General features: G+C 71.2%; 27 protein-coding genes. 14 read left to right on the top strand and 13 right to left on the bottom strand.

Features of this window, described 5'->3' with window-relative positions; all coding sequences use genetic code 11:
• Positions 1–17: 17 nt before the first annotated feature.
• The gene (gene idi / locus JNB50_RS04895; RefSeq protein WP_208038956.1) at positions 18–569 is read left to right on the top strand and encodes an isopentenyl-diphosphate Delta-isomerase; all 552 of its coding nucleotides are present in this window, start codon (positions 18–20) and stop codon (positions 567–569) included.
• A 148-nt stretch (positions 570–717) separates the two neighbouring features.
• On the opposite strand, the gene JNB50_RS04890 is transcribed toward idi, so the two are convergent.
• Positions 718–1,245, bottom strand: a complete 528-nt coding sequence (locus tag JNB50_RS04890; RefSeq protein WP_208038955.1) for a hypothetical protein — start codon at positions 1,243–1,245, stop codon at positions 718–720.
• A 22-nt stretch (positions 1,246–1,267) separates the two neighbouring features.
• Positions 1,268–1,873, bottom strand: a complete 606-nt coding sequence (gene dcd, locus JNB50_RS04885; protein WP_208038954.1) for a dCTP deaminase — start codon at positions 1,871–1,873, stop codon at positions 1,268–1,270.
• A gap of 77 nt (positions 1,874–1,950) precedes the next feature.
• Between dcd and JNB50_RS04880 the strand changes: the two genes are divergently transcribed.
• On the top strand, positions 1,951–2,481 hold the full coding sequence (locus JNB50_RS04880) for a GNAT family N-acetyltransferase (protein WP_208038953.1): 531 nt from the start codon (positions 1,951–1,953) through the stop codon (positions 2,479–2,481).
• A 33-nt stretch (positions 2,482–2,514) separates the two neighbouring features.
• Here JNB50_RS04880 and JNB50_RS04875 read toward each other — a convergent pair whose 3' ends face one another.
• Entirely contained in the window at positions 2,515–2,940 is a 426-nt protein-coding gene (locus JNB50_RS04875; RefSeq protein WP_208038952.1) for a hypothetical protein, read from the bottom strand.
• Positions 2,941–3,188: 248 nt separating this feature from the next.
• On the opposite strand from JNB50_RS04875, the gene JNB50_RS04870 reads away from it, so the two are divergent.
• Genes JNB50_RS04870 through JNB50_RS04865 form a run of 3 tightly spaced genes read left to right on the top strand, consistent with a single transcriptional unit; the run spans position 3,189 to position 4,645 of the window.
• Positions 3,189–3,536, top strand: coding sequence for a hypothetical protein (locus tag JNB50_RS04870; RefSeq protein WP_208038951.1), 348 nt, complete (start codon positions 3,189–3,191; stop codon positions 3,534–3,536).
• Positions 3,537–3,592: 56 nt separating this feature from the next.
• Positions 3,593–3,715, top strand: coding sequence for a hypothetical protein (locus tag JNB50_RS25430; RefSeq protein ID WP_279553611.1), 123 nt, complete (start codon positions 3,593–3,595; stop codon positions 3,713–3,715).
• Between the two features lie 33 nt (positions 3,716–3,748).
• The gene (locus JNB50_RS04865; protein ID WP_208038950.1) at positions 3,749–4,645 is read left to right on the top strand and encodes a glucose 1-dehydrogenase; all 897 of its coding nucleotides are present in this window, start codon (positions 3,749–3,751) and stop codon (positions 4,643–4,645) included.
• Between the two features lie 18 nt (positions 4,646–4,663).
• Here JNB50_RS04865 and JNB50_RS04860 read toward each other — a convergent pair whose 3' ends face one another.
• Complete coding sequence (locus JNB50_RS04860) at positions 4,664–5,245, bottom strand: Dps family protein (protein ID WP_208038949.1); 582 nt, start codon at positions 5,243–5,245, stop codon at positions 4,664–4,666.
• Between the two features lie 138 nt (positions 5,246–5,383).
• Between JNB50_RS04860 and JNB50_RS04855 the strand changes: the two genes are divergently transcribed.
• On the top strand, positions 5,384–6,256 hold the full coding sequence (locus JNB50_RS04855; protein ID WP_208038948.1) for a PD40 domain-containing protein: 873 nt from the start codon (positions 5,384–5,386) through the stop codon (positions 6,254–6,256).
• A 58-nt stretch (positions 6,257–6,314) separates the two neighbouring features.
• A complete protein-coding gene (locus tag JNB50_RS04850; protein WP_208038947.1) occupies positions 6,315–7,796 on the top strand; it encodes a PQQ-binding-like beta-propeller repeat protein in 1,482 nt (493 codons plus the stop codon).
• An 8-nt stretch (positions 7,797–7,804) separates the two neighbouring features.
• Here the strand turns inward: JNB50_RS04850 and JNB50_RS04845 are convergent, their stop codons facing one another.
• The 6 genes from JNB50_RS04845 to JNB50_RS04820 all read right to left on the bottom strand — a co-directional run bounded on the left by JNB50_RS04845 (position 7,805) and on the right by JNB50_RS04820 (position 16,916).
• Positions 7,805–9,523: a serine hydrolase gene (locus JNB50_RS04845; RefSeq protein ID WP_208038946.1), complete on the bottom strand. Its 1,719-nt coding sequence runs from the start codon at positions 9,521–9,523 to the stop codon at positions 7,805–7,807.
• The gene (lysA, locus tag JNB50_RS04840; protein ID WP_208038945.1) at positions 9,520–10,806 is read right to left on the bottom strand and encodes a diaminopimelate decarboxylase; all 1,287 of its coding nucleotides are present in this window, start codon (positions 10,804–10,806) and stop codon (positions 9,520–9,522) included. The genes JNB50_RS04845 and lysA overlap by 4 nt, the downstream gene beginning before the upstream one ends.
• Before the next feature lie 53 nt (positions 10,807–10,859).
• Positions 10,860–12,323, bottom strand: a complete 1,464-nt coding sequence (locus JNB50_RS04835; protein ID WP_208038944.1) for an FGGY-family carbohydrate kinase — start codon at positions 12,321–12,323, stop codon at positions 10,860–10,862.
• A 37-nt stretch (positions 12,324–12,360) separates the two neighbouring features.
• Positions 12,361–13,707, bottom strand: a complete 1,347-nt coding sequence (locus tag JNB50_RS04830) for an aspartate aminotransferase family protein (protein ID WP_208038943.1) — start codon at positions 13,705–13,707, stop codon at positions 12,361–12,363.
• A 78-nt stretch (positions 13,708–13,785) separates the two neighbouring features.
• Entirely contained in the window at positions 13,786–15,273 is a 1,488-nt protein-coding gene (locus JNB50_RS04825) for a M17 family metallopeptidase (protein WP_208038942.1), read from the bottom strand.
• Entirely contained in the window at positions 15,273–16,916 is a 1,644-nt protein-coding gene (locus tag JNB50_RS04820; protein ID WP_208038941.1) for an ABC transporter substrate-binding protein, read from the bottom strand. Before JNB50_RS04820 ends, JNB50_RS04825 begins: the two co-directional genes overlap by 1 nt.
• Positions 16,917–17,030: 114 nt before the next feature.
• Here JNB50_RS04820 and JNB50_RS04815 point away from each other — a divergent pair, with 114 nt between their 5' ends.
• Genes JNB50_RS04815 through JNB50_RS04805 form a run of 3 tightly spaced genes read left to right on the top strand, consistent with a single transcriptional unit; the run spans position 17,031 to position 20,733 of the window.
• Positions 17,031–17,987: an ABC transporter permease gene (locus JNB50_RS04815; protein WP_208038940.1), complete on the top strand. Its 957-nt coding sequence runs from the start codon at positions 17,031–17,033 to the stop codon at positions 17,985–17,987.
• Between the two features lie 14 nt (positions 17,988–18,001).
• On the top strand, positions 18,002–18,961 hold the full coding sequence (locus JNB50_RS04810; RefSeq protein WP_208038939.1) for an ABC transporter permease: 960 nt from the start codon (positions 18,002–18,004) through the stop codon (positions 18,959–18,961).
• Positions 18,958–20,733: an ABC transporter ATP-binding protein gene (locus JNB50_RS04805; RefSeq protein ID WP_208038938.1), complete on the top strand. Its 1,776-nt coding sequence runs from the start codon at positions 18,958–18,960 to the stop codon at positions 20,731–20,733. Before JNB50_RS04810 ends, JNB50_RS04805 begins: the two co-directional genes overlap by 4 nt.
• 13 nt (positions 20,734–20,746) lie before the next feature.
• Here the strand turns inward: JNB50_RS04805 and JNB50_RS25715 are convergent, their stop codons facing one another.
• Complete coding sequence (locus JNB50_RS25715; protein WP_208038937.1) at positions 20,747–21,547, bottom strand: GntR family transcriptional regulator; 801 nt, start codon at positions 21,545–21,547, stop codon at positions 20,747–20,749.
• Between the two features lie 113 nt (positions 21,548–21,660).
• Here JNB50_RS25715 and JNB50_RS04795 point away from each other — a divergent pair, with 113 nt between their 5' ends.
• Positions 21,661–22,404, top strand: coding sequence for a glucosamine-6-phosphate deaminase (locus JNB50_RS04795; protein WP_208038936.1), 744 nt, complete (start codon positions 21,661–21,663; stop codon positions 22,402–22,404).
• A 4-nt stretch (positions 22,405–22,408) separates the two neighbouring features.
• On the opposite strand, the gene JNB50_RS04790 is transcribed toward JNB50_RS04795, so the two are convergent.
• Positions 22,409–23,002, bottom strand: coding sequence for a cadmium resistance transporter (locus tag JNB50_RS04790; protein WP_208038935.1), 594 nt, complete (start codon positions 23,000–23,002; stop codon positions 22,409–22,411).
• A gap of 45 nt (positions 23,003–23,047) precedes the next feature.
• Entirely contained in the window at positions 23,048–23,716 is a 669-nt protein-coding gene (locus tag JNB50_RS04785) for a cation diffusion facilitator family transporter (RefSeq protein ID WP_208038934.1), read from the bottom strand.
• Between the two features lie 91 nt (positions 23,717–23,807).
• Between JNB50_RS04785 and JNB50_RS04780 the strand changes: the two genes are divergently transcribed.
• The 3 genes from JNB50_RS04780 (at position 23,808) to JNB50_RS04770 (ending at position 26,211) form a co-directional block, all read left to right on the top strand.
• On the top strand, positions 23,808–24,185 hold the full coding sequence (locus JNB50_RS04780; RefSeq protein ID WP_208038933.1) for a VOC family protein: 378 nt from the start codon (positions 23,808–23,810) through the stop codon (positions 24,183–24,185).
• A 578-nt stretch (positions 24,186–24,763) separates the two neighbouring features.
• The gene (locus tag JNB50_RS04775; protein ID WP_179604383.1) at positions 24,764–24,970 is read left to right on the top strand and encodes a cold-shock protein; all 207 of its coding nucleotides are present in this window, start codon (positions 24,764–24,766) and stop codon (positions 24,968–24,970) included.
• A gap of 146 nt (positions 24,971–25,116) precedes the next feature.
• The gene (locus JNB50_RS04770; protein WP_208038932.1) at positions 25,117–26,211 is read left to right on the top strand and encodes an acyl-CoA desaturase; all 1,095 of its coding nucleotides are present in this window, start codon (positions 25,117–25,119) and stop codon (positions 26,209–26,211) included.
• Positions 26,212–26,248 lie beyond the last annotated feature (37 nt).

Below are 26,248 nucleotides of genomic sequence, written 5' to 3'. Positions count from 1 at the left end.
GAGCCTAGGATGGACGCATGACGCCACCCCGCGAAGAGGTCGTGCTGCTCGCCGACGACGGCACCCCGGTGGGGACCGCGGACAAGGCGACCGTGCACACCGCGCACACGCCGCTCCATCTGGCGTTCTCGTGCCACCTCTTCGACGGCGAGGGCCGGATCCTGGTGACGAGACGCGCGCTCGCCAAGGCGACCTGGCCAGGGGTCTGGACGAACTCGTTCTGCGGGCACCCGGCTCCCGGCGAGACCATGGAGGACGCGATCGCCCGGCGCGCGGCCGACGAGCTCGGAACGACCGTCGAGAACCTCGTCGTCGCCCTCCCCGATTTCCGGTACCGAGCGACCGACGCCGCCGGCATCGTCGAGTACGAGGTCTGCCCGGTCTACACCGCGACGATCGCCGGTGCGCTCCATCCGGTCGCCGCCGAGGTCGCCGAGTGGGAGTGGGTGGATCCGCGGGTGCTGCTGGCGGCCGTGGACGCGACGCCGTGGGCGTTCAGCCCCTGGCTGACCCTGCAGCTCCCCGCCCTCTACGCGGATGATGCAGCCGAAGCTTCAGGCCAGCTGTGAGTCGCGCTCATTATTTTCCACCTGTGTAATCCACTGTGGATAACTCCGCCGACGTATGCCGCGAGCCGAATCCATTCGCACCCGAAGCAGCTAACCCGGGTAGCAGTTGCGCACCCGCACCGGTAAACCACGCCGAGGGAGAGGAGCGTCAGCCGGTGCGGGTGGCGTGGATGTGCTGTTCGAGCCACCAGGTGCGGCCCTCGTCGTTCGAGACCCAGCCGTCCCAGTCGAACGCGTCGTCGGTGATGTTGGAGAAGTTCCACCGGATCGGACGGCCGTCGGTCTGCGTGCCGTCCTGGCGGATTCCGTCACGGCGGTGCGGTGTCGCGACGAGCGTGCAGAAGTCGCCCGCCGCCGCTCCGAACCAGCTGACCCGCCACGCTCCGAGGGTCGGGTCGTAGACGCGGACCGTCGAGCCGCGCCCGTCGAGGATGCTCGGGTCGTCGGCGTCGCGCGCGATGAGCACGTCCTGCACCGCGCGACCGCCGAGCGTGTAGGCGAAGACCCACTCCGCGACGGACTCCCGCCACTCCCCCGTCGTCTCGTCGAGGAAGCGCACGTCGGTGCGCCAGCTGCCGACCAGCCGCCCGAAGAGCTCCATGCGCTGCGGCCGCTCCGGGGTCGGTCCGGCGGAGATCAGGGCACGCGCGAAAAGGGAATCGGTCGACTCGCTCATGGGCAGCCCTCGGCTCTCGGGATCAGCTGGACGGTCGCCCGGCGTCGTTCGCGGAGACGTCGGTGCGGTGGAAGTTGAGGTACGAACGCGATGCCGTCGGGCCCCGTTGGCCCTGGTAGCGCGAGCTGTACTCTGCCGACCCGTACGGGCGCTCGGCCGGCGAGGTCAGCCGGAAGAAGCACATCTGCCCGATCTTCATGCCCGGCCACAGCTTGATCGGCAGCGTCGCGACATTGCTCAGCTCGAGCGTGACATGACCGGAGAATCCGGGGTCGATGAAGCCGGCCGTGGAGTGCGTGAGCAGCCCCAGCCTGCCCAGCGAGCTCTTGCCCTCGAGCCGGGCGGCGACGTCGTCGGGGAGGCTGACCAGCTCGAACGTCGACCCCAGGACGAACTCCCCCGGGTGCAGGATGAACGGCTGGTCCGGGTCCACCTCGACGAACCGAGTGAGCTCCGGCTGATCCTCCGACGGATCGATGAAGGGGTACTTGTGGTTGTCGAACAGGCGGAAGAAGCGGTCGAGCCGCACGTCGATGCTCGACGGCTGCACCATCGCCGGCTCGTACGGCTCCAGCGCGATCCGCCCGGCACCCAGTTCGGCCTTGATATCACGATCGGAGAGAAGCACGCGCCCAGCCTATCGGGTGGGATGCCGCGGGCGGCCGCACGGCCGTAACCGTCGGAGGCGTGACGTAGCCTGGTGCGATGAGCACCCCCGTCCCGGCAGCAACCGTGCGCATCCGACCCGCCGTCGACGGCGAGTACGCCGCGATCGGCGAGCTGACCTACGCGGCGTATTCGAACGATTACACGGATCTCTCCGACGACTACCGGCGCCAGCTGCAGCACCCGGAGGCGCTCCTCGACGCGTTCGACTTCTTCGTGGCGGAGGACGAGGCGACCGGGGCGCTCGTCGGCACCATCGCGGTGCTGCGCGCCGGGCACGACCAGGACGGGCGCATCGCGCCGGACGAGCTGTACTTCCGCCTCCTGGCGACCCACCCCTCGGCTCGCGGGCGTGGCATCGGCGCCGAGCTGACCCGGTTCGCCATCGCGGAGGCGCGCCGCCGCGGGCAGCGCGCGGTCGTGCTGCACAGCGGGCCCGAGATGCTGGGAGCACACGCGCTCTATCGCAAGCTCGGCTTCAGCAGGCGGTCGGAGCGCGAGGACGTGATCGTGCTTCCCGACGGCCGCGAACTGCAGCTGCTGACGTTCGTGCTCGACGTGGAGGGCTGAGGGCGCGGCACCCCGCGAGCTCAGTCCGGGAGCTCATTCGGCGACGGTCGACCGCTGCCGCACCAGGGCACCCGCCCCGATGGCGATGTACAGCGCCGCGGCGGCGACGAACCCGACGGACATGGCGAAGGACAACCACGCGCTGCCCGTGAACATGGTCCCGATCCCCACCAGGAACGTGGCGATGATCACGATGAAAGCCCAGAGCGCTGCGCGCTGCCCCGCCCCCGCCCGCCGCGCGGTCGTCCAGACGCGCACGGCCACGATGACGAGCCCGATCCCGACGAGCCCGTGGAGGCCGAGAAGGATCCCCGCAACGACCCGAGCGGCCCCCTCGTTCTCCTCGGGGCTCCCGACGAGGTTCGCGCCCATCCCGAGGAGGAACTGCACGGCGAGCGCACTGAGGGCCTCCCTGGAACGCGGGACCAGGTCCGCGGAGGAATTCGCGATCGTGGACATCGATGTCTCCTCTCGGTCGGCGGCGCATTCCCGGTCGGTCGCGCCGCATAGGCCCATTGTGTTCGCGCGCTGGAGCCTTGTCATGCGTTGGGTGGAGTAGATCCCCCTACTCTTCGCGGAGTAGGGAGCCCGGCATCGCGCCAATCTCCGCGCCTCCTGCGAATCCGGTCAACCCCTTGCGCTCGCACACAGACGGGCATTGCATCCGCACCAAGCAGGAACGTCGGGGCGAGCAGGAAGGCAGGGACATGACCGTCAAACTCAACCGGAAGGCTCTCGAGCACGCCCGCTCTCTCGTGGAGAAGGGCACCGTCGTCCACGACGAGCGCGACGACTGGAGCGAGGACGCGCCGAGCGCCGACGACGAGAACACCTTCATCGAGAAGCACGGCTGGGACGCGTATGCGCTCTGGCATCTCGGCGAGGACGCGGAAGCGAGCGAGGAGACGAAGGGGCGGTTCAGCTTCCCCTACGGCGACTTCGCCAGGGTCCACCGCTGCGCCGTCATCTCGCTCGAGAGCCGCGCGGCCCAGAACGACCACGACGACATCGCGAAGGCGAGCAAGAAGCTCCTCGAGGAGATCGACGAGGGCTGATGTGCGGTGCGTCCAGTGGCGCACGGGACCACGAAACCACGACAGAAGGACGGACCATGACCGAACGAGACAGCCACCGCCCCGACCCCGACGACCTGCCGGACGGGACCGGCACCAGTTCAGAGCAGCCGGACGACGGCGCGGACACCGCCTCGGGCGGCGGTGCGGACGACCGCTGAGCCGGCGACCACGAAAGAGGAGGACTTCGGCGCATGCCTGAGAGCCAGTACCAGTTCGACAATCCCGTCGACCGCTACCCGCACATCCACCCGCCCGAGGCGCAGGTGCCGGAGCCGGGCCGCGACAGCGAGCTCGACCCGCCTGCCGATCACGGCGAGTCCAGCTACGTCGGCGCCGGGCGGCTCAGCGGCCGCAGGGCGATCGTCACCGGCGGCGACTCCGGGATCGGCGCAGCCGTCGCGATCGCGTTCGCACGGGAGGGCGCCGACGTCGCGATCGTCTACCAGCCGGAGGAGGAGGTCGATGCGAACGCCGTCGCGGAGCAGATCCGCGGCGCGCAGCGGACCGCTCTGATGATTCCCGGAGATCTGACCGACCGGGCGTTCTGCGACCAGGTCGTCGCGCGCACCGTCGACGCGTTCGGCGGCCTCGACATCCTGGTCAACAACGCGGGCAAGCAGCTGTTCTGCACCGACCTGTCCGAGCTGCCCGACGAGCAGTTCGACGCGACGATGAAGACCAACGTCTACGCGATGTTCTGGCTCACCAAGGCGGCGCTGCCGCACCTGCAGGCGGGCGCGACCATCATCAACACGACCTCGGTTCAGGCGTACCTCCCCAGCGAGCTGCTGGTGGACTACGCCACGACCAAGGCGGCGATCAACACGTTCACGAAGGCTCTCGGCCAGCAGCTCGCGCCGAAGGGAATTCGGGTCAACGCCGTCGCGCCCGGCCCGATCTGGACGCCGCTGCAGGTGAGCTCGGGGCAGCCACCCGAGAAGCTGCCCGATTTCGGCTCGCAGACGCCGCTCGGCCGACCGGGACAGCCGGCCGAGCTCGCGCCCGCCTACGTCTTCCTGGCGTCGCCGGAATCGAGCTACGTCATCGGCGAGACGCTCACCGTGACGGGCGGGATGCCCACGCCCTGACGGACGCCGTGGCTCCGCTCACCGCGTGGCCGGCCGGCGGTTCTCCGCGCTCACCATCCACGCCAGCTGCTCGAGGCGCTCGATGATCTGGTGCAGGATGTCGGCCGAGGTCGGGTCCTCCTCGTCGACGTCGTCGTGCACCGAGCGCATCGTGCGCACGACGGTCTCGAGGCGGTCGGTGATCAGGTCGACCGCGTCGGAGGTGTCGATCTCGCCGTTCGGGAACACGGCGAGCGCCGTCGTCTCTGCCACGGTCCGCGACCGGCCGTCGGTCGTCGCGTGCAGCGCGCGCAGTCGCTCGCCGACCGTGTCGCTGAACGCGCGGGCGGCCTCGACGATCTCGTCGAGCTGCAGATGGAGGTCGCGGAAGTTGCGGCCGACGATGTTCCAGTGCGCCTGCTTGCCCTGCAACGACAGCTCGATCAGGTCGACCTGGACCCGCTGCAGGCTGGTGGCGAGCGTCGCCGAAGCGACGAAGCCGTTCTCGGAGTTCTCGCGCCGGGTCTCGTGCTCGCCGGGCGCGGCTCCCCTGGCGCGGGTCGTGCGCGGAGCGGCCGCTGCCTTCGTCTTCGTGGTTTGGTTCTTCGAGGTGGTCGCCATGTGCTTTCTCCGTTCTGATGGTTCTCTGCGCGGAACGTATTCCGGGCATCCGCTCCCGCCAACCGGTTGACCTGGAGCCGAAGTGTGCGTCGTCCGGTCCGACGCCGGGGGTGGGACCGATGGGGAAGAATCCTGGTCATGCCGTATCGCACCCTGGCGCCCGGGCAGACCGCGCGCATCCACGTCCACGATGTCGAGGCCGGCGAGGATGTCGTCGTCCACGAAGACGCGGAGATCCTCTTCGAAGCCCCGAACTGGTCGGTCGACGGGCGATCCCTGCTCGTCAACGGCCACGGAGAGCTGTGGTCGCTGCGACCTGAAGCCGGGAGCGCACCGGAGCGCATCCGGTTCCGCGGGCTGCCTGCCATCAACAACGATCACGTGCTCGACCCTGCCGGCGGTGACGTCTTCCTGTCCGCCGACGACGGCCACATCTATCGCGGACCCCTCTCCGGCGGGGAGGTCTCCCGGGTGACGACAGAGGACGGCGTCTGGCACTTCCTCCACGGGGTCTCACCCGACGGCAGGACACTCGCGTACGTGCGCATGCGCTCGTTCGACGAGCCGGGCCTCCTCGCCGTCGTGGGGAGCGACGGGAGCGGCGAGACCGTCGTCGACACCGGTCCCGGCCACATCGACGGCCCCGAGTGGTCGCCCGACGGCCGGTGGATCTACTTCAACACCGAGCGGTGGGCCGACCGTACGGGTCACGCCCAGCTCGCCCGCGTCCCGAGTGGCGGCGGGGAGACGGAGCGCCTGCTCGAGTCGGGGACGGTGGACTGGTTCCCGCATCTCTCGCCGGACGGCCGCCTCGCCGTGTACCTGGAGTTCCCCGCCGGGACGGTCGGGCATCCCGCCGACCTCCCGGTGACGCTGGTCGTGGTCGAGGTGGCGGACTGGAGCACCCCGCTCGAACGGATCGCCGTCCCCGGCGGGCAGGGGACGATCAACGTCAACAGCTGGGCTCGCGATTCGCGCCGGTTCGCGTACGTCTCGTACCCGAACGGCTGAGCCCCTCGTCACGCACCCCGCTGTCGTCTCGGCCGGCGGTCCGGCATACGCTGTCGCCATGCACCGCGTGCGGCGGCGATCCGACGGCCGCGGGCGCGCTCGCCTCTGGACGATCGCGCTCGGCGGTCTGCTGCTGCTCGCGGGATGCACCGTCCCGGGACCCTCCGCGCACCCGGGCACCACGCCGACGGCCCGGCCGATGCCGCTCCGCCCGTCGCCGACGGGCACAGGGACTCCGGTCGCCGTTCCGATCCCGGGCGTCACGGCGTGGCCGTCGTATCACGCCGACCCGGCACGGACCGGCGACGTGGCAGCGGGCGCGTCCCTGGCCTCGCTCACCCGTGCCTGGTCCGCCGACCTCGGCGGCGCGGTGTTCGGTCAGCCCGTCGTCGCCTCCGGCCGCGTGATCGCCGCCACCGAGACGAACCGGGTGGTCGCGCTCGATCGGGCGAACGGGAACGTCGTGTGGTCGGCGTCCCTCGGCGCTCCGCTGACCGATGTGGGGTCGAAGGCGGGTTGCGGAGACATCGATCCGCTCGGCGTCACCAGCACGCCGGCCATCGACACGGTCAGCGGGACGGTGTTCGTCGTCGGCGAGGTGAGTACGGGCGGAGGCTCGGTGCACCACCAGCTGGAGGGCCTCAGCATCGCGACGGGCCAGGTCGTGCTCTCGGAAGCGGTGGATCCGCCGCTCCCCGCCGGCGAGGACCCGGTGCACCTGCTGCAGCGCGCATCGCTCGCCGTGGCGAACGGACGCGTGTACGTCTCGTACGGCGGCAACTACGGCGACTGCGGCGATTACCACGGCTGGGTGGTCGGAGTGAACGAGATCGGCGCCCCCGACCTCGTCGCCTTCGAAACGGCGCCGGACGGGCAGGGCGGCGCCATCTGGCAGGGCGGCGGCGCGCCGGCGATCGACGCCGCGGGCGATCTGTACGTGTCGACGGGCAACTCCAACCCCGACCCGCCTGCGGGCGGCCCCGACCCGATCACCTATGCGGAGAGCGTGGTCAAGCTGTCCGCCGACCTGAAGCCGCTGGCCGCCTTCAAGGACCGGTCGGCGGGAGGCGACGACGACCTCGGCACCGGCAACCCGGTCCTGCTGGCCGACGGACTGCTGTTCGTCGCGGGCAAGACCGACGTCGGGTTCATCCTCCGCCAGTCCGACCTCTCCCCGGTAGCGAGCATCGACGGGCTCTGCGGCAGCGACCCCGACGGCGGCGCGGCGTACGACCGGACGGCGAACCGACTGTTCGTCCCGTGCAGCGACGGCGGGATCCAGAGCGTCGATCTCGGCCGCGACGAGCGCGGCCCACTGCTCTCCGGCGCGAACGGCGCTCCGATCGTCGTCGGCGGCGCGGTCTGGGCCGTGCAGTATCCGGACGGCGTCATCACCCAGTTCGACGCCGCCAGCGGAGCTCGGCTGCAGCGGCAGTCCGTCGGCGGTTCCGTGCCGCACTTCGCGAGTCCGAGCACCGCGCTCGGGCTGTTGCTCGTCGGCACGGACACGGGGGTCGCGGCGTTCCGCGGCGGCGGCTGACGCGCGGCTCAGGGCGTGAACGACCGCGAATACCGGCAGCCGTCGCGCTCGATCCACGCGCAGCCGCCGTCGACGACCGGGCCCAGGCGCAGGGTCTCCGGCGCCGCGGGATCGGCACCGATGCGGAACACCCCGTCGCCCAGCGGGACGAGCGGCTGGTCGTCGGCCGGGGCCTCCACCCCGCGCGGGGCGATCAGCACGAGTCGGGAGCCGCGGCGGACGATCCGCAGGTGCGGGTACCAGGGCGTGTAGGAGCGGTAGTGGCCCGGGACGGTCGCGAGCGCGGAATCGGTCGGGTCGAGCCCGGGCGCACGGGAGGGGGAGCCGCCGGCGGCCCTCTCCGGGAGGAACTCCTCGGGACCCCAGCTCCACCCGGTCCCGTCGAACACCAAGGCGAACCGACGCAGGGCCGGCAGCGACGTGACGCACCGGTCGCTCCAGGTCCAGCGCAGCGGCGCAGCGGATCCGTCGAGCACGACCTCGTGGCCGTCGTCCGCCGCGCGCACCTCGAGGCGCCTGCCGTCGGCGACGAACACGCCGTTCGCCTCCGGCGGGAGGGCCCGCGGCCGCACGCTGACGTGGTCGCCCGCCGCCGGCGACTCTCCGGGAGGCGCCCACCGCGCTCCCGACAGCCCCGGATCGCCGGGCACGGGGCCGCCGTCGAACACCGCGTCCACCGACCGCGCGATCGCCTCGGCGATCGGGCTGTCGCCGTCGGCGTTGGTCAGCACGACCACGGCGCGGCCCGCGGCGGGGTCCGCGAGCAGGAACGACGCGTAGCCGACCATGCCGCCGCCGTGGCTGAGCACGCGACCGCGGCGCGAGTGCTCGACGTTGATGCCGAGCCCGTACCTGCTCCACTCGGGCGCCGATCGCCCCGGGAACACGAGCACGTCCTCGCCGCTCGGGGCGAGCGTCTCGGTCATCGCCTCGAACGATGCGGGGTCGAGCACGACGCCGGCGTCGCCGCGCCCGCCGCGCAGCAGTACCCGCGCGAATGCCGCGAGATCCGCCGCCGTCGCGGCGATGCTGCCGTCGCTGCCCGCCGTCTCGACCAGCGGCGACGCCACCAGGGGGTCGCCGGGCAGCCAGGGGAGGTCCTCGGCCAGCGGCTGGTGCCCCACGGCGAGCCGGCCCGCATCGGCGGCGGTGATGACCGGGATCGCGTCCCGCATCCCGGCCGGCCCGAAGATCCGCTCGCGCACGAGCTCCGGCAGGGGCCGTCCTGCGACGGTGCCGGCTGCGAGCCCCAGGAGCAGGAACCCGACGTTGGAGTAGTGGAACCGCGTACCAGGGACCGACCCCGTCGTCCCGCCGGCGTAGCCGGCGACCTGCGCGCGCTCGTCGGGCAGCGCGTCCACGCTGCCCACCAGCCCGGCCGTGTGGGTGAGGAGGGTCTGCAGTGTGATGGCCGGGGCGAGAAGCGGCGAGGGAAGCCACGGCAGGATGTCGCCGATCGGCCGGTCGAGCGCGAGGCGCCCCGCTGCGACCTCCTGCAGCACGACCATGGCGGTCGCCGCCTTGCTGATCGAGCCGATCTCGAGCAGGTGGTCAGACCGCAGCGGGATGCCGCGGGCGAGGTCGGCGTGCCCGCTGACGTGCTGCCAGACGACGCCGTCCGGGTCGGTGACGGCGACGGCGACGCCCGGCACCGTCCACTCGGCCGCGATCCGCTCCACGACGTCGGCGGCGGCATCTGCGGCGCTCGCGGCGCCCGACCCGCTCACCCGCGGTCCCCGAGCAGCTGCTCGCGGCGCAGGAGGTCGTCGAACGTCTCGCGGCGCACCGCGAGCCGCGACCTCCCCTCGTCGCAGAAGACGACGGGCGGCCGCAGGGCGGTGTTGTAGTTGTTCGACATGGTGTAGCAGTACGCACCGGTGACGGGGACCGTCACGAGGTCGCCGACGCGGGGACTCACCACCCGCACGTCGTTGGCCAGATAGTCGCCCGACTCGCAGTGCCGCCCGACGACGTCCACGGTCTCCGCCGGTCCGGAGCGATCGATGACGGACGGCGTGAACGCCTGCCCGTAGAGCGAGACCTCGAGGTTGTCGCCCATCCCGCCGTCGACCGCGGCGTGCACGCGCCCGCCGCGCTTGACGGTGACGACCCGGTACGCGGTGACGCCGTTGCGGGCGACCATCGAGCGTCCCGGCTCCACCAGCAGCTCCACGTCGCGGCCGAGGTGTTTGTGCACGGCGGCGACGACGCGCTCGGCGTACTCGTCCACCGAGGGAGCGACGTCGCCCGGCACGTAGCGCACGCCCAGGCCGCCGCCGAGGTCGTAGACGCCGAACCGCTCGAACGCGGCGAGCGCCTCCACCTCCGCCTCGAACTGCTCGAGGCCGAGCAGCTGCGAGCCGACGTGGGCGTGCAGACCGCGCAGGTCGAGCATCGGCTCCCGGCGGATGGCCGCGATCGTGTCGGCCACCTGCGCGGGCGGGATGCCGAACTTGGAGGTGTCGTGCCCGGTCATCATGGCGGCGTGGGTGTGGGCGTCCAGCGAGGGGCTGACGCGCAGCAGCGCCGGAACGGGCTCGGTCGCGATGCGAGCGATCCGCTCCACGTCGTCCAGGTTGTCGATCACGATGTAGCGCACGCCTGCCTCGACGGCGGTGCGGATGTCGTCGTCGGTCTTGGCGTTGCCGTGGAAGACCGCGGTAGCGGGGTCGGCACCGGCGGCGAGCGCGAGTCGCAGCTCCCCGGCGGCCGCGGTGTCGACGCCGCAGCCCTCCTCGGCGACGACCCCGATGACCGAGGCCGAAGGGAAGCTCTTGGAGGCGAACAGCACGAGCGAATTGGGGTGCCGCTCCCGGAACGCGCGCACGTACTCCCTGGCCCGCGTCCGCAGCGCGCCCTCGTCGATCAGGTAGGCGGGGGTGCCGTACTGCTCGGCCAGGTCGGCGACCGCGCAGCCGCCGATCTGGAGGCGGCCGTGGTCGTCCAGCCGGGTGCCCTCCGGGTAGAGGGAGAGGTCGATGTCGGCCGGCGTGAGGGTGGTGTCGCTCATGGTCTCCTCCGTGGCGGGTCTGCGGGTCGGGTCGGCGGATCGGGTCGGGCGGGTCAGTTCAGGCGGGCGCGCTGGGCGAGCCTGGCGCGCTCGTGGCGGTCGTACCGGTCGGCCCAGGCTGCGGCCGCGGCCGGGTCGGGGCGCACGGCGACGAAAGCGTCGCGGTGGGCCGCCGGGTCGTCGGGCCAGCCGAGCGCCGTGCGCCCCGCGAGCAGCGCCGCGCCGAGGGCGGAGTGATCCTGCTCGCCGGGGTCGTGCAGCACCGTCCGGCCGCTCGCGTCGGCCAACGCCTGGCGGAACGCTCGGGAGGCGCCCCCGCGCCCGCTGACGACGACCGGGCCCGCTCCGGCGCCCTCGGTCTCGGCGAGCGCGGCGAGGCAGCGGCGGGACTCGGCGACGATTCCGGCCACCAGGCCGCGGGCGAGGTCGGCGCGGGTCGTGCGCAGCGTGATCCCCTCGACAGCGCCGAGCAGCTGAGGATCCCAGAGGGCTCCTTGCTCTCCCGGCGAGAGGAACGGGAGGACGAGCGGCGCGTCGAGCAGGGAGCCCTCGTCGGCGAGCGCCATCGCCCCGGCCGCCCCGCCCTCGATGCCGAGGAGCCCGGCCAGCCAGGCCAGCGCAGACCCTGTCGCCATCAGATCCATCTCGAGCCCGTAGCCGTCGTCCGCCATCGGGGTGACGAGGTACCGGCCGGAGGGGTCGGGATCGGCGGAGGCCGACCAGCCCAGGATCACCGTGCTCGTCCCGGCGACGTACGCGACGGATCCCGGCGAACGGACGCCGAGGCCGTACGCCCCGAGCACCGAGTCGGCCCCGCCGAGCACGACGGGGAGGCCGGGCCGGCAGCGCCACAGAGCTGCGGCCTCCTGGCGCAGCGGAGCCGTGCTCGTCGACGGCGCGACCTCCGGAAGGCGGTCGGCGGTCACCCCGGACGCCGCGAGGATCGCCTCGTTCCAGCCGCCGCGGAGCGCGTACGCGCCGTAGCCTGCCGCGGTGCTCGGGTCGGTGCGCAGGCTGCCGGTCAGGGAGGCGAACAGGAGGTCCTTGGCGCCCGCGATCGTCGTGTCGTCGCGCGCGCCCGAGCGGGCCAGGCGGGCGTGCATCGGCAGGAGGTAGCGGCCGTCGAGCCGCTGGCCCGTCGTCCGGTAGACGAGCGCCTCCCCCACGCTCTCGGCGATCCGGCGGCCGTCCGCGTCGGCTCGGCCGTCTTCCCACGTGATCGCGGGGGCGAGCGGTCGGCCGGCCGGATCGAGCTCGACCAGGGTGGGGAGCATCGCCGAGAGGGCGATGGCTCCCCACCGGCCGGGATCGGTCTGCGCGGCGAGGTCGGCCAGCACGCGGTCGCGGGCGCGGATCCAGTCTCCCGGGTCCTGCTCGGCCGCGTCGGGCTCCGGTCGCCGCGTCTCGTAGGGCGCGGTCGCGCGGGCGACCACCCCGCCGTCGCGGGCGACCGCCAGCGCCTTGGCGCCGCTCGTGCCGAAGTCGAGTCCGATGGCCAGCTCACCCTGGTCTGTCACTCGCGTCCCTTCGCGGTCGTGTGCGCTTCCGCCCACTCTAGAACTCGCGCGCGACCACGCTCAGGGCGTCCTCCGCGGCGTTCAGCGTCGCATCGATGTCCTCGTCCGTGTGCACCAGCGAGACGAACAGGTTCTCGAACTGGAGCGGGTGGAAGAGCACGCCGCGCACGATCATCTCCTCGTACCAGCGGGTGAAGATGTCCTCGCGGGCGTGGGCGGCGGCGTCGCGCCAGTTGCGGATGGGCCGGTCGGCGAACCACAGCTGGAACACGGTGCCGATGCCCTCCACGTACGCGTCGATGCCCTTGGCCGTCGCGATGCCCTCCAGCCCGCGGGCCAGCCGGTTGCCGAGTGCGCGCTGCCGTTCGTACAGGCCGGGCTCGGCGAGCACGTCCATCGTCGCGGAGACCGCTGCGCACTGGACGACGTTGGCGTTGTACGTGCCCGAGTGCGAGTAGGTGCCGTCGGCGATGAGGCGCATCGCCTCGTTGGTGCCGCCGATCGCCGCGACCGGGAACCCGCCTCCGATCCCCTTGGCGTAAGTGACCAGGTCGGCGTTGACGCCGAACCACTCCTGCGCGCCGCCGCGCGCGAACCGGAAGCCGGTGATGACCTCGTCGAAGATCAGCAGGGCGCCGTGCTTCCTGGTCTGCTCGCGCAGCAGCTCGAGATAGCCGGGCTCCGGGAGGATGCACCCGGTGTTGAAGACGGCGGGCTCGGTGAGCACCGCCGCGACCTCGTGCCCGCGGGTCTCCATCAGCGCGATGAAGCTCTCCGGGTCGTTCCAATTGAGGACGACGAGCGTGTCCTGCAGCTCGGCGGGAACACCGCCGCCCATCGCGACCGGGCGCGGGTGATCGATCGGGCCGGCCAGCTCCGGGTCGACGTGGTTGGACCAGTACACGGTGTCCTGCCAACCGTGGTAGTGCCCCTCGAACCGGACGATCAGGCGCCGGCCGGTGGTGGCGCGGGCCAGGCGCACGGCCGTGCCGACCGCCTCCGAACCGGAGTTGGTGAACCGCACCTGGTCGATGCCCGGCACCGCGGCGACCACCTTCTCCGCCGCCTCGATCTCGAGCTCGTAGGGCAGGCCGAAGCAGGTGCCGAGCTCGGCGACGGCGTCGGTGACCGCCTGCGTGACCTGCGGGTGCCGGTGGCCGAGGATCATCGGGCCGAGGCCGAGCAGATAGTCGATGTACTCGTTGCCGTCGACGTCGCGCAGGCGCGACCCCTGGCCCTCCGCCATGAACAGCGGGTACGGCTTCCAGCCGTTGCGGGGGAGCCGGGCGGTGCTGCCCGCCCCTCCCGGGATGGTGACCTTGGCGCGCTCGAAGAGGGCCTTGGTCGCGACGGTGCGCTCGGCGAATGCGGTGGTGAACGTCATCTCCGCCCTTCCTGTGAAGACTACTTGTTATACAGAGTATATAGACATGTTCGCAGGAACGTCATCCCCGAATCGATGTCATCCTCGGGAGGGGCTGAGAAACTCGATCAGCGCGCGCACCGGCGCCGCCGTCGGGCCGGCCGGCCAGGGCGCGGCGTCGCGCTCGAGCCACGCCGAGGAGCCGTTGTCGATGTGCACCCAGGGCACGTCACCCGTGAACGTCCGCAGGTAGGTGGCGGCGAGCTGGCCGGTGTCCGGCGCGTCGACCGAGCAGTTGGCGATGTCGGCGACCCGCGACTCCAGCAGCTCCGCATAGGAGGGGTGCAGCGGCAGCCGCCAGCCGGGATCCGCCGCGGCGCGCCCCGCCGCGAGCAGCTCCTCCGCGACGGCGACGGAGGTGCCCCAGCACCCCCAGAACGCGGTGCCCACCGCTCCGGAGTCGGTCAGCGTGCCGACATCGACGAGGCGGCCAGGGCGTCCGCGCGCGAGCCAGGCCAGCGCGTCGGCGAGCACCAGCCGTCCCTCGGAGTCGGTGTCGATCACCTCGGTGGTGCGGCCGTCGGGATGCCGGACGACGTCGCCGGGACGCTGCGCGCCCCCTCCCGGCATGTTCTCGGCCACCGGCAGCACGGCGTGCAGTGGACCGGAGCCGCCGAGTGCGGCAGCGGCGATGACCGCGGCGGCGACGGAGGCGGCCGCGGCCATGTCGGTCTTCATCCAGGAGATCTCCCCCGGATCGCGCTTGAGGTTCAGGCCGCCAGAGTCGAAGGTGATGCCCTTGCCGGCCAGGGCCGTGACCGGTCCGGGGCCGAAGGTGCGCAGCTCGATCGCGAGCGGAGGTCGCGCGCTCCCGCGCCCGACGCCGAGGGTGCCGCCGAAGTCGCGCTCGGCGAGCGCCCCGGCATCCCACACGGCGACCGAGACGGCGTCCCCTGCCAGCTCGGCGGCGAAGGAGGTGACCGCCTCGGCGAAGGCGGCCGGCCCCAGGAGGTTGGGGGGCGTCTCCACGACGGTCCGCACCCACGCGACCGCGTCCGCGACGATCCGAGCGCGCTCGAGGTCGCGCTCGGCATCCGCGACACCGCGGGTCGCGACGACGATCTCACTCGCCGGCCGAGCCCCTGCGCGATAGCGCCAACCGCCCGCCGCATGCCCCTCGGCGACCAGCCGCAGCCCGGCCGCATCGGACCCCTCGAGGCCGAGCAGCGAGACCACCGGACCCTCGGCTGCGCGGGAGGCGGCCAGCGCCGCACCGAACAGGGTCTCGGCGGACGGCGCCGCTCCCGCCGCGAGTTCACCGAGGTCCGCGAGGACGACCCGGCGGATCCCGTGCGCCGACGGCACAGCAGCGACCCCCGTCGCGAACGCGGCGCGCCCACTCGGGAGCACCGCAGCGGCGAGCCCTGCAGCGTCGATGCCGAGCACGCGCTCCGCCGCACCGGCCCCCGCGCCCGCCGCGAACCTCCCCTCCGCCCGACGCACTCCGACGACGAGCGTCGCGCCGGGCCGCTCGGCGAGCGCCGCCGCGATGCCGTCGACGTCGACGGCGACGATCGCCGCCCCCATCACTTGACCCGGTGGACGCCGAGCAGCGTCTGCGTCGACAGGTTGTTGACCGAGCCGACCAGCGGCGAGAGCTCGAAGCCCGTCCACTTCGGCGACTGCGCCTCGACGACGTACTGGTTCACCAGCGCGATGTACGGACGGTCGTCGAACGCGAGCTTCTGCATCTGGTCGATGATGGCCTGGCGCGCCTCCCGGTTCGGGGCGACGGCCTGCTGGGCGTAGAGGGCGTCGTACGCGGGGTTGCAGTAGCCGCTGTCGTTGTTGTTGCCCCACTGCGCACAGGTCAGCACGCTCAGCTGGAAGTCGGGGTCGACCGGAGGGACCCAGTCCCACATCGCGAGATCGAACTGGTCGTACGTGTGGTCGGGCCCGTTGATCGCGGTGGTGGCGGCGTCGGTGTCCATCTTGCGCATGGTCAGCTTCACCCCGGCCTGCTTGAGGCCGTTCTGGATGATCTGGAACATCCGGTCGCCCGCGCCGTTGATCTCGGTCGGGAAGACGACGTCGTAGGCCATCGGCTGACCGTTCGCCACGCGGATCCCGTCGGATCCCTTCGCGTAGCCGAGCGAGTCGAGGATCGCGTTGGCCTTGGCGATGTCGAACGGCAGCCCCTGGATGGAGTCGTCGTGCCAGCCGCTGGCCGGGGAGACGATGGTCGACCCGGGGGTGGCGAGGCCGAGCCAGGCCGTCTTGACCATGGACTGGCGGTCCATCGCGTACTCGAACGCCTCGCGCACCTTCGGGTCGAGCAGCTCGGGGTGGCTCTTCTTCTTGGGGTTGGTGTTGATGATGAAGTCGTAGAACCCGACCGACGGAGCCGTCCCGACCTCCAGGCCGGCCTTCTTGAGCGACGCGACCGCGGTGGCGGGCGTCGACTCGCCGATCATGTCGACCTGGCCGGTCTTGAGTGCCGTGACCATCGCGTCGTCGTTGGCGAAGAACTGCAGCCCGAAGCCCGTGATGCTGGGCTTCGTCTTGCCCCACCAGTTCGGGTTGGTCTGGAACAGCGCGAGCTGGTCCTTCTTGTACTGGGTCAGCTGGAACGGGCCTCCCGAGACCATCGGCGTGCCGTTCTGGAAGGAGGTGATCTCCTTGCCCTCGCCGGCGGCGAGCGGCTTCCAGACGTGCTCAGGGAGGATCGGGAGCTGCTGCAGCTGAGCGAGCACGTTCGCGACCGGCTGGTCGTAGGTGAGCGTGAGCGTGTGCGCGTCGGTGGCGACGGCGGAAGCCAGGTGGCTGACGAAACCGGCGAGCTGGCCGGTGGGGCCGTCCTTGTACTTCAGGATCATCGACATGGTGAAGGCGGCGTCCTCGGCGGTCAGCGGCTTGCCGTCCGACCACTTCGCGCCCGTGACGGTGTCGAACGTCCAGGTGGTGCCGTCCTCCGACGTCTTCCACGAGGTGGCGAACGACGGCACGAGCGACAGGTCCTTGGTGTCGTACTCGGTGAGGTGCGGGTAGACGTACTCGTAGACGACGCTGCTGTAGTCGGAGCTCGACACGAACGGGTTCAGCGAATCGATCGTGGCGCTGGCGCCGATGCGCAGGACCGTGTCACTCGATCCGCCGGAAGAACAGGCCGCCAACAGCCCGGCGGTCACCGCGACTGCGGCGGCCGCGGCCAGGGCTCGTATTACCTTCATGTAAACCTTCCCTCGTGACGTCGCTTTTTCGAATCCGGTGCTCGGTTTCACACTCTTATTGCGCTTAGTATGATGACCACCACCGCGAGAGGTCAAGCTTCGGAAGGAGACCGGATGCGAGGCTACGTCTGGAAACGCTCGCTGTTCGCCGTCGTGACGATCTTCGTCGCACTGTCGATCAACTTCGTCCTGTTCCGCGTGCTGCCGGGTGACGCTGTCACCCGCATCTCGCGCGTTCCCAACGCCTCGCCGGCGCTCAAGCACGCGCTCGAGGTGGAATTCGGACTGGACCAGCCGATCTGGCGGCAGTACCTGCTCTACCTGCAACAGCTGTTCCAAGGGAATCTCGGCGTCTCGTTCGCCAACCGCCAGCCGGTGGCGGAGAACCTCTGGCAGGCCTTCGCCAACACACTTCCGATGGTCACCGCCGGAACGGTCATCGCGATCGTCCTCGGCATCGGCGTCGGGGTGTTCTCGGCCGTGCGGCGCGGCACGATCGGCGACCACCTCTCGACGAACCTCGCGGTCGTCTTCTACGCGTTCCCCACGCAGTTCCTCGGCATGATGATCCTCATCCTGTTCGCCGGAGTGCTGCCGTCGGTCGGGATGAACGATCCGTTCGCGATAGCGATGTCGCCCTGGGATCAGTTCGTCGACACCCTCCGGCACATGATCCTGCCGGTGCTCACCCTGGTGCTCAGCCTCTACGCGGAGAACGCGCTCATCGTCCGCTCGGCGATGCTCGAGACCCTCGGAGCCGACTACGTGCTCACCGCCCGGGCGAAGGGGCTCCCGCGGCGGCGGATCATCTCGGCCTACGCGTTCCGAAACGCCGCACTGCCGACGATCACCCAGATCGCGCTCTCGCTCGGCGCGATCGTGAGCGGCTCCATCCTCGTGGAGGTCATCTTCTCGTGGCCGGGGATCGGCCGGGCCCTCTACAACGCGGTCCTGCAGCGCGACTACCCGATGCTCCAGGGCGGCTTCCTCTTCATCACGGTCGTCGTGGTGCTGCTGAACTACCTCGCCGACCTCGTGTACTTCCGCCTCGACCCCCGGGTGTCCCGATGACCAAGGAGACGACGATGGCAACTTCGACCGGCACGACAACGCCGAAGACCACGGCGCGCTCGCACTCGCGCGGCGGCGTCTGGGCCGAGCTGGCACGCTCCCTGACCGCGGCCCCGGCGATCGTGGGCATCGTGATCATCGCGTTCTTCGTGGTGCTCTCGGTCGCAGCCGACGTCCTCGCCCCGTACAGCACCACGGAGCCGAGCTGCGCGGTCTTCGCGCCGCCGTCGCCCGAGCACTGGCTGGGCTGCGACGACGGCGGGATCGACGTGCTCAGCCTGGTGCTCCTGGGCGGCCGGGTCTCGATGATCGTGGGCTTCACGGCGGCCGTGATCGCGATCGTGATCGGCGCCCTGTTCGGCATCCTGTCGGGATACTTCGGCGGCGCGACCGACGTCGTGCTGATGCGCATCACCGACTACTTCATCGTCATCCCGCAGATCGTGCTGATGATCGTCGTCGCCACGGTCTGGGGGCCGAGCCTCTCGCACGTCGTGCTGGTCATCGGCTTCCTGATGTGGACGAGCACCGCGCGCATCGTGCGCGCACAGGTCAAGACACTGCGGGAGCGCGTCTCGATCCGGCGCGCCGAATCCATCGGTGCGGGCAGCACCCGGGTGATCGTGCGCCACATCCTCCCGCAGCTCGGCCCACTGCTCATCGCGAACGCGGTGCTGGCCGTGACGCTGGCGATCTTCAACGAGACGGCGCTCGCCTTCCTCGGACTCTCCGACCCGACCGCGGTCACCTGGGGCACGATCATGGAGCACGCCTTCGAGCGCGATGCGATCAGCACGGGCGCGTGGTGGGCGATCGTTCCGGCCGGTATCGCCGTCGCCCTGCTGATCATGGGCTGCTACCTGCTGGGCAGCGCCATCGAGGACGCCCTCAACCCGCGACTGCGAGCCTCGTACCTCTCGGTCAGGACCTGGCGGATGCGACCGCTCGTCGGTCGAGGGAAGGACGCGCTATGACCGGCAACGCCCTGGAGATCCGGGATCTCAACGTCTGGTTCGACCCGCGCGACGGGCGCGGGGGCGAGCCGGTGCACACCCTGCGCGGCATCGACCTGGCCCTGGCGCCCGGCGAGCGGGTGGGGCTCGTGGGCGAATCCGGTTGCGGCAAGACGACCACCATCCTCGCGGCGATGGGCCTGCTGCCCGCGACCGCGTCGGTGTCCGGTTCGGTGCTGGTCGGCGGGGAGGATGTGATCGCCCGCGGCGAGGCCGGCATGCGCGCCCACCGGTGGACCGACATCGCGATGGTGTTCCAGGGTGCGATGAGCGCGTTCAACCCGGTGCGCACCGTCGGCTGGCAGATCCGTGAGGCGCTCGAAGTTCACAAGGTCGCCACCGGCAAGGCGGCCACGGCGCGCACCCGCGAACTGCTGCGCCAGGTCGGCCTCCCCGAGGGTACCGACGTCCGCTACCCGCACCAGCTGTCCGGCGGTATGAAGCAGCGCGCCGTCATCGCGATGGCGCTGTCGTGCGAGCCACGGGTGCTGCTGGCGGACGAGCCGACGACGGCGCTCGACGTCGTCGTGCAGGACCAGATCCTCCAGCTCCTCGTGCGACTCTCCCGCGACCTGAACCTCGCGCTCGTGCTGGTCACCCACGACCTCGGCGTGGTCGCCCAGGCCTGCACCAGGGCCGCCGTCATGCGCGCGGGCGAGATCGTCGAGGAGGGGGACCTCGACGACCTCTACCGCCGGCCGAAGCACCCGTACACGCGCGAGCTGTTCGAGGCGACGCCCAACCTCTACGACGTGCCGGAGGTCGACCGCACCGCCGACGGCGCCGACCTGCTGCAGGTGCGCGACCTCCGGGTGGTCTACGGGCAGAAGGCGCGCCGCGCACGGCGCGGGGCCGTGCCAGGCGCGATCGACTTCACCGATCCGGCCCCGACGCCGATCGCGACGCCGACGGAGGGCATCGCGACCGGGCGGCTCAAGAGCGACGACGAGACGGTGATCGCCGTCGCCGACGCCGACGAGGACTCCACAACGGCCCCCGTTGCGGCCGTGGCCGGCATCGACCTGGTCGTGCGCGAAGGCGAGCTCGTCGCCCTCGTCGGGCAGTCGGGCTGCGGCAAGACCACGACCCTCCAGGCGGTGGTGGGGATGCAGCCCGCGACCTCCGGCTCCATCCGCATCGACGGCACGGAGGTCACCGGCCTGTCGCCCCGGCAGTGGCGGCCGCTCCGCCGCGACGTGCAGCTGATCTACCAGGACCCGTACGAGGCCCTCGACGGCCACCTCCGCATCCAGGACCTCGTCATGGAACCGCTGCAGGTGCACCGCATCGGCTCGTCCAACGCCGAACGCCGGGCGCTGATCGCGGAGGCGCTGCTCGACGTCGGGCTCGACCCCGAGGTGTACGCGACCCGGTTCCCGCACGAGCTGTCCGGCGGCCAGCGGCAGCGCGTGGCGATCGCGGCCAGCCTCGTGCTGCGCCCGCGCCTCCTGCTCGCCGACGAACCGGTGTCGATGCTCGACGTCTCGGTGCGCACCGGGGTGCTGCAGCTTCTCGACCGGCTGCGCCGCGAGCACCGCATGGGCATCCTGATGATCACGCACGACCTGTCGACGGCGGCCGCCTACGCCGACCGCATCGTCGTGATGCGCGCCGGGCGGATCGTCGAGCAGGGCGACCCGTGGCAGATCGTCAACGATCCGCGCGAGGAGTACACGCGGAAGCTGCTCGAGAGCGTCCCGAGCCCCGACCCGCTGCGCCGCGATGCGTCGTGAGCGCCGGGGCGGCTCAGTCGGACGGGTCAGCGGGCCGCGGAGCTCCCAGCGGTCGCACCGCCCAGCTCCCGTCGCGGTGCGGCTCGACCAGCCGCTGTCGCGAGGTCCCCGACACGTAGAAGACGAAGTCGTGCGCCGGGTAGGTCTGCTGGAAGCTGTCGAACGCCACTCCGTCGTCGCCGAGGCTGACCCCGCGGATGCGCACGACGTTGTCCTTGGCCGACAGCAGCAGGTGCTGACGCTCCCACGCGGTCGGCTCGTCCACCTCGATCGCCTGCTCGACGAAGTCGTCGGTGTAGCCGTACCGGTCGGCCAGCAGCTCGTAGAGCGAACCGCCCGCGGCCAGGTGCGCCTCGTCCAGCGAGGGGACGAGCGACAGCGGAAGCACGGCGGTCTCGAGCACCTTGGGGGTGGAGCCGAGGCGGCGCAGGCGGGTGACCTCCCAGACCGGCGACCCCGGCTCGATGCCGAGAGCCGTGGCGTGCTGGTCGCTCGGGATGCCGACCACCATGCTCACCAGCTCCGTCTCCAGCTGCACGTCGTCGCCGGACGGGCCGCGCAGGGTCTGCAGGAGGGCGCCGGGACGGGACGGCTCGCTGACGATGCGCCGGGGCGCGACGAACGTGCCGACACCCTGGTGCCGCACGATCTTGCCGCGGTGGGTGAGCTCGTCGAGGGCGCGCCGCACGGAGATCACGCTGACGCCGGCCATCTCCGCGAGCTCGGCCGTGCTGGGGAGCTGGTCCCCCGGCCGGAGGTTCTGGTCCTGGATCAGGTTCACGACCAGGTCGTACACGTGCTGGTACCTGAGCACCCGCTTCTGCCCCCCAGGACCGGATCCGTCATCGTTCGTCTGCGCCGTAGGTGGCACTGCTTCCTCCGGTTCTCAACCTGTCAGGGCACACATCATACAAGGAATGAGGACATATGGAACTGATCGTCGTAACCGACCCCGACACACTCGCCGAGGCGGTCGCGGACCGCATCGCGCGTGCCGTCACCGCGCGCCCGCAGACCGTGCTCGGCGTGGCGACCGGCTCCAGCCCGCTCGGCGTCTACCGCGCCCTCGCCGCCCGCGTCGCGGCCGGCCTCGACGTGTCCTGGGTGCAGGCGTTCGCCCTGGACGAGTACGTCGGCATGGGCCCGGACGACCCGCAGAGCTACGCCGCCACCCTTCAGGAGGCGTTCGCCCGCCCGCTCGGTCTTCACACCTCCGCACTGCACGTCCCGGATGGTACTCGCCCCGATCTCGACCAGGCCTGCCGCGACTACGAACGCGCGATCCTCGACGCGGGCGGCGTGGACATCCAGCTGGCCGGCTTCGGCGCGAACGGGCACCTGGCGTTCAACGAACCGGGATCGACCGTCGACTCCATCACCCGCGTCGTCGAGCTGGCCGACCGCACCCGCGCCGACAACGCCCGGTTCTTCGACGACCCGGACGAGGTGCCGCACCGAGCGATCACCCAGGGCATCGGCACCATCCTGCGCGCCCGCTCGATCATCGCGGTCGCCACCGGAACGGCGAAGGCCGAGGCCGTTGCGGCGGCCGTGTCCGGGCCGATCGACGCCGCCTGCCCGGCCTCGTTCCTGCGGCTGCACCCCGACGCAGTGGTGTACGCGGACCCGGCGGCGGCCTCCCGGCTGGAGAGCCTGGAGGTGGTGGGGTAGTCCGTCAGCCGGCGAGCACCCCCGACCGCAGGATGATCACCACTCCGATCACCACGAACACGACCGGGACGATCCAGTGCCCGAACCGCTGGACCCCGGCGATCACCGCGCGATGGGCGCCCAGCAGCATCCCGGCGAGGCACCAGACTGCGACGCAGACCGCGAACACCAGGACGGTGAGGACGATCTCCGGCGCATCGATGGTGCGGAACAGGGCCGTGTAGACGCTGAGGTTGTCCGCGCCGTTGGCGACCGTGATCCCGACGACCGACAGGACGCCGGTGGCCGTGCGCAGCCGCGGTTCGCCGTCCGTCCTCCCCCGGGTGCGGATCGCGATCACCAGCCCGCGGACCCCGAGGCCGAGCGGGATCAGCCCGAGCACCCCGACCCACCGGTCGGGGATCACGGCGAGACCCATCGCGAGCACGACGGAGCCGGCGACGAGCGCGCCGATCCCGAGGTACTGGCCGACCCAGATCCTCGTCACGCTCGGCCTTCCGGTCGCGCGCGCGGACAGGAAGAGCACGGTCAGCACGAGGAGGTCGTCGAGGTTCGTCCCCGCGAAGACCGCGACGGCGGTGACGATCGTTGCGAGCACGCCGCCTCCGTTCATCCGACCACACCCGATCCGCGACGGGTCGGGTCAATCGTCGTCGAAGTCGACCGCCTTGCCTCGCAACGCGGCGACGGATTTCACGATCAGTCGTATCGCGGCGATCGCGATCACCAGCGAGACCCCCAGCGCGAGAACCGGGTCGAGCCAGTAGGCACCGCCCGTGAGCAGGATGATGACGCCGGCGATCACGATGGCGGCGGCGACGGCCGCGTCCGCAAGCGCGTCCAGCAGCACCGACCGCATGTGGAGGTCCTCGTCGCCCGCGGAGAGGCCGAGGACCAACGCGCCGGCGAGCATCACGATCATGGTCACCAGGCTGACGATCACGACGGGGAGTCCCTCGACCGGCGGCGAGCCCTCGCGCAGGCGGGTGGTCGCCTCCACCACAACCGAGACGGTGACGGCCAGCAGCAACGACCCGTTGACGAGAGCCGCGATCGCGATGGGGCGGTTCGCGTGCGGATGGTCGGGGTCCCGATCACGCAGGGCGATCGCGACCAGACCGAGGACGAGGGCGAGGCAGTCCGCGACCGTGTCGCCCGCAGCGGCCAGGACGCTCACCGAACCGGCGAGCACGCCGACGACGACCAGCCCCACGATCAGGGCGGCGTTGAGCCCGAGCACGATGGAGACCCTCCGGGCCTGACTCCAGCGCGGGGTCCTGCCGGCGGGGACGATCTCGGGCGCGGAACTCACCACCGAATCCTGCCACAGCGCGGCGACAGGGCCGCTGTCCGCCGCTCAACAGGACTGGCGCCCGCGGCCCCGCGCCCCGGATACTGTCTCCGTGGAGATTCTGCAGGTCGCACAGCACGCCGACGATCTCGATCGCGCCGCCGCGTTCTACGAGAACCTGCTCGGAGAAGCGCCCGCTGGGCGATTCGATCCGCCCGGCCTGCTGTTCTTCAACATCGGCATCGGTCGCCTGCTGCTCGAGAAGGGCGCACCGTCGGCACTCGTCTACCTCCAGGTCGACGACGTGGCGCAGCTGGTGGAGCGACTGCGCGGCGAAGGCGTGACGATCATCGGCGAGCCGCACGTCATCTTCAGCCACGCCGACGACGCCATCGGCCCCGCGGGGAACGACGAGTGGATGGCGTTCGTCGAAGACAGCGAAGGCAACACCGTCGGGCTCGTGAGCTACGAGCCGCGTCACGATCCGTGAGACACCGAGGCGATGTTCACCCTCGCCGTGTAAGGTGGGCTGAGTTCGGCCGAGGGCGTTCGCCGCTCCGCCGAGCTTGTTCACGCGTTTCTGATCGTGTGACCGAGACGGTCCCGCATCAGAAACCGGTCCATCCCAGCCGGGTGTCGCGTGCGGGGCCGCCATCCACTCCGATGCGAGAGGCCCGCATCCACCGCCCACGACCCGGCCCTCAGCTTCCGCCCGCAGCAGCGTTGCCGCGGCCACATCCCGCCTCCGCAGAGGCGAAAGGACTCCCCATCACCAGCACTCCGCGGCCCACGGCCGCACTCACCTGGCGCCAAGCAGACGACACCGTCTGGGTCGCCACCTCCGGCGACGATTACGCCGGCATCGCCGAGCTCGACAACGGCCGATTCCGTGTGCTCGACGGCCGTTCGCGCGCCGTCGGGACCGCACCCACGATCGCCGACGCGGAGGCCCTCCTCCGCCGCTCGGAACCGCACCGCGTCCGCCGCGGTGCCCACCACCGTCCGCGCCGATTCGGGCGCGGCGACCGGAGCCGTCCTCACGGCTCCCGAAGAATGAAGGAAGAAAAGATGCCCACTGGCACCGTCAAATGGTTCAACTCGGAGAAGGGCTACGGCTTCATCGCCCCGGATGACGGCAGCGCCGACGTCTTCGCCCACTACAGCGAGATCGCCTCCACCGGCGGCTACCGCAACCTCGACGAGAACCAGAAGGTCGAATACGACCTCGCACAGGGCCCCAAGGGTCCCCAGGCCGCGAACATCCGCCAGGCCTGATCGCTACGGCGCCCGGTCGCGAGACCGGGCGCCGTCTCCACAGCGGCGCACCGACGAACACACAGAAAGCGCGCCTACGCTTGCGGCATCTCGGGCATTCGCCCACACCCTCGGCTGGGAAGTCGTCACGACACAGCGGAGGACGCATGACCGCAACCATTCTCGGGCCGGTCTTGAAGACCAGGCCGCGCTCGGAGGCCCGCCCTCCGGTCACCAGCACCTACAACGAGCTGCTCACGCGCGTGCGGGCCGAAGGCCTCCTCGAACGCCGCCGCGGCCTCTACATCGCGATGTTCGCCGCTCTCACGGCCGGCCTGCTCGGCGCGGTCACCGGATTCGTGCTGCTCGGGGACTCCTGGTTCCAGCTGCTCATCGCCGCCGCACTCGGACTGATCTTCACCCAGTTCGCGTTCCTGGGTCACGAGGCGTCGCACCGCCAGGTGTTCGCCTCCGGCCCCACCAACGACCGCGCAGGACGTCTCATCGCGACCTGGTTGGTCGGCATGAGCTACCAGTGGTGGATGACCAAGCACACGCGGCATCACGCCAACCCCAACACGGTCGGCAAAGACCCGGACATCGCCGTCGACACCATCTCCTTCACCGAGGAGGACGCCGCGAAGCGCACCGGATTCCTCGCGCTCATCACCCGGCGACAGGGCTACCTGTTCTTCCCCCTGCTGCTTCTCGAGGGCGTCAACCTGCACGTGACCTCGATCCGCTCCCTCCTCGCTCCCGGGGCGGTCGACAACCGGGCTCGGGAGCTGGTCGCGATCGGTCTGCGGCTCTCCGTCTACCTGACGATCGTCTTCCTGATGCTGCCCGTCGGGATGGCGTTCGCGTTCCTCGGCGTGCAGCTCGCCGTGTTCGGCGTCTACATGGGCGCCTCGTTCGCGCCCAACCACAAGGGGATGCCGCAGCTTCCGGCGGGTGCCCGGGTCGACTTCCTCAACAAGCAGGTGCTGACCTCCCGCAACATCCGCGGGGGCTGGTCGATGAGCGTGCTCATGGGCGGGCTCAACCACCAGATCGAGCACCACCTGTTCCCCAGCATGCCCCGCCCGCATCTGCGGCGCGCTCGGCTGCTCGTGCGCGAGCACTGCGCCGCCCACGGCATCCTGTACACGGAGACCGGCCTGGTGAACTCCTACCGGATCGTCATCGCCTACCTGAACCGGGTCGGGCTCTCCGCCCGCGACCCCTTCGACTGTCCGGCGGCAGCGCGCTTCCGGCGCGCCTGAGGGAGCAGAAGGGGCGGCACGCGCGTAGCGTGCCGCC

This window comes from Leifsonia sp. TF02-11 (assembly GCF_017565305.1).
Taxonomy (GTDB): Bacteria; Actinomycetota; Actinomycetes; order Actinomycetales; family Microbacteriaceae; genus Leifsonia.
Note: the sequence above shows the minus strand (reverse complement) of the source record. Positions and strands in the feature narration are given on the sequence as shown.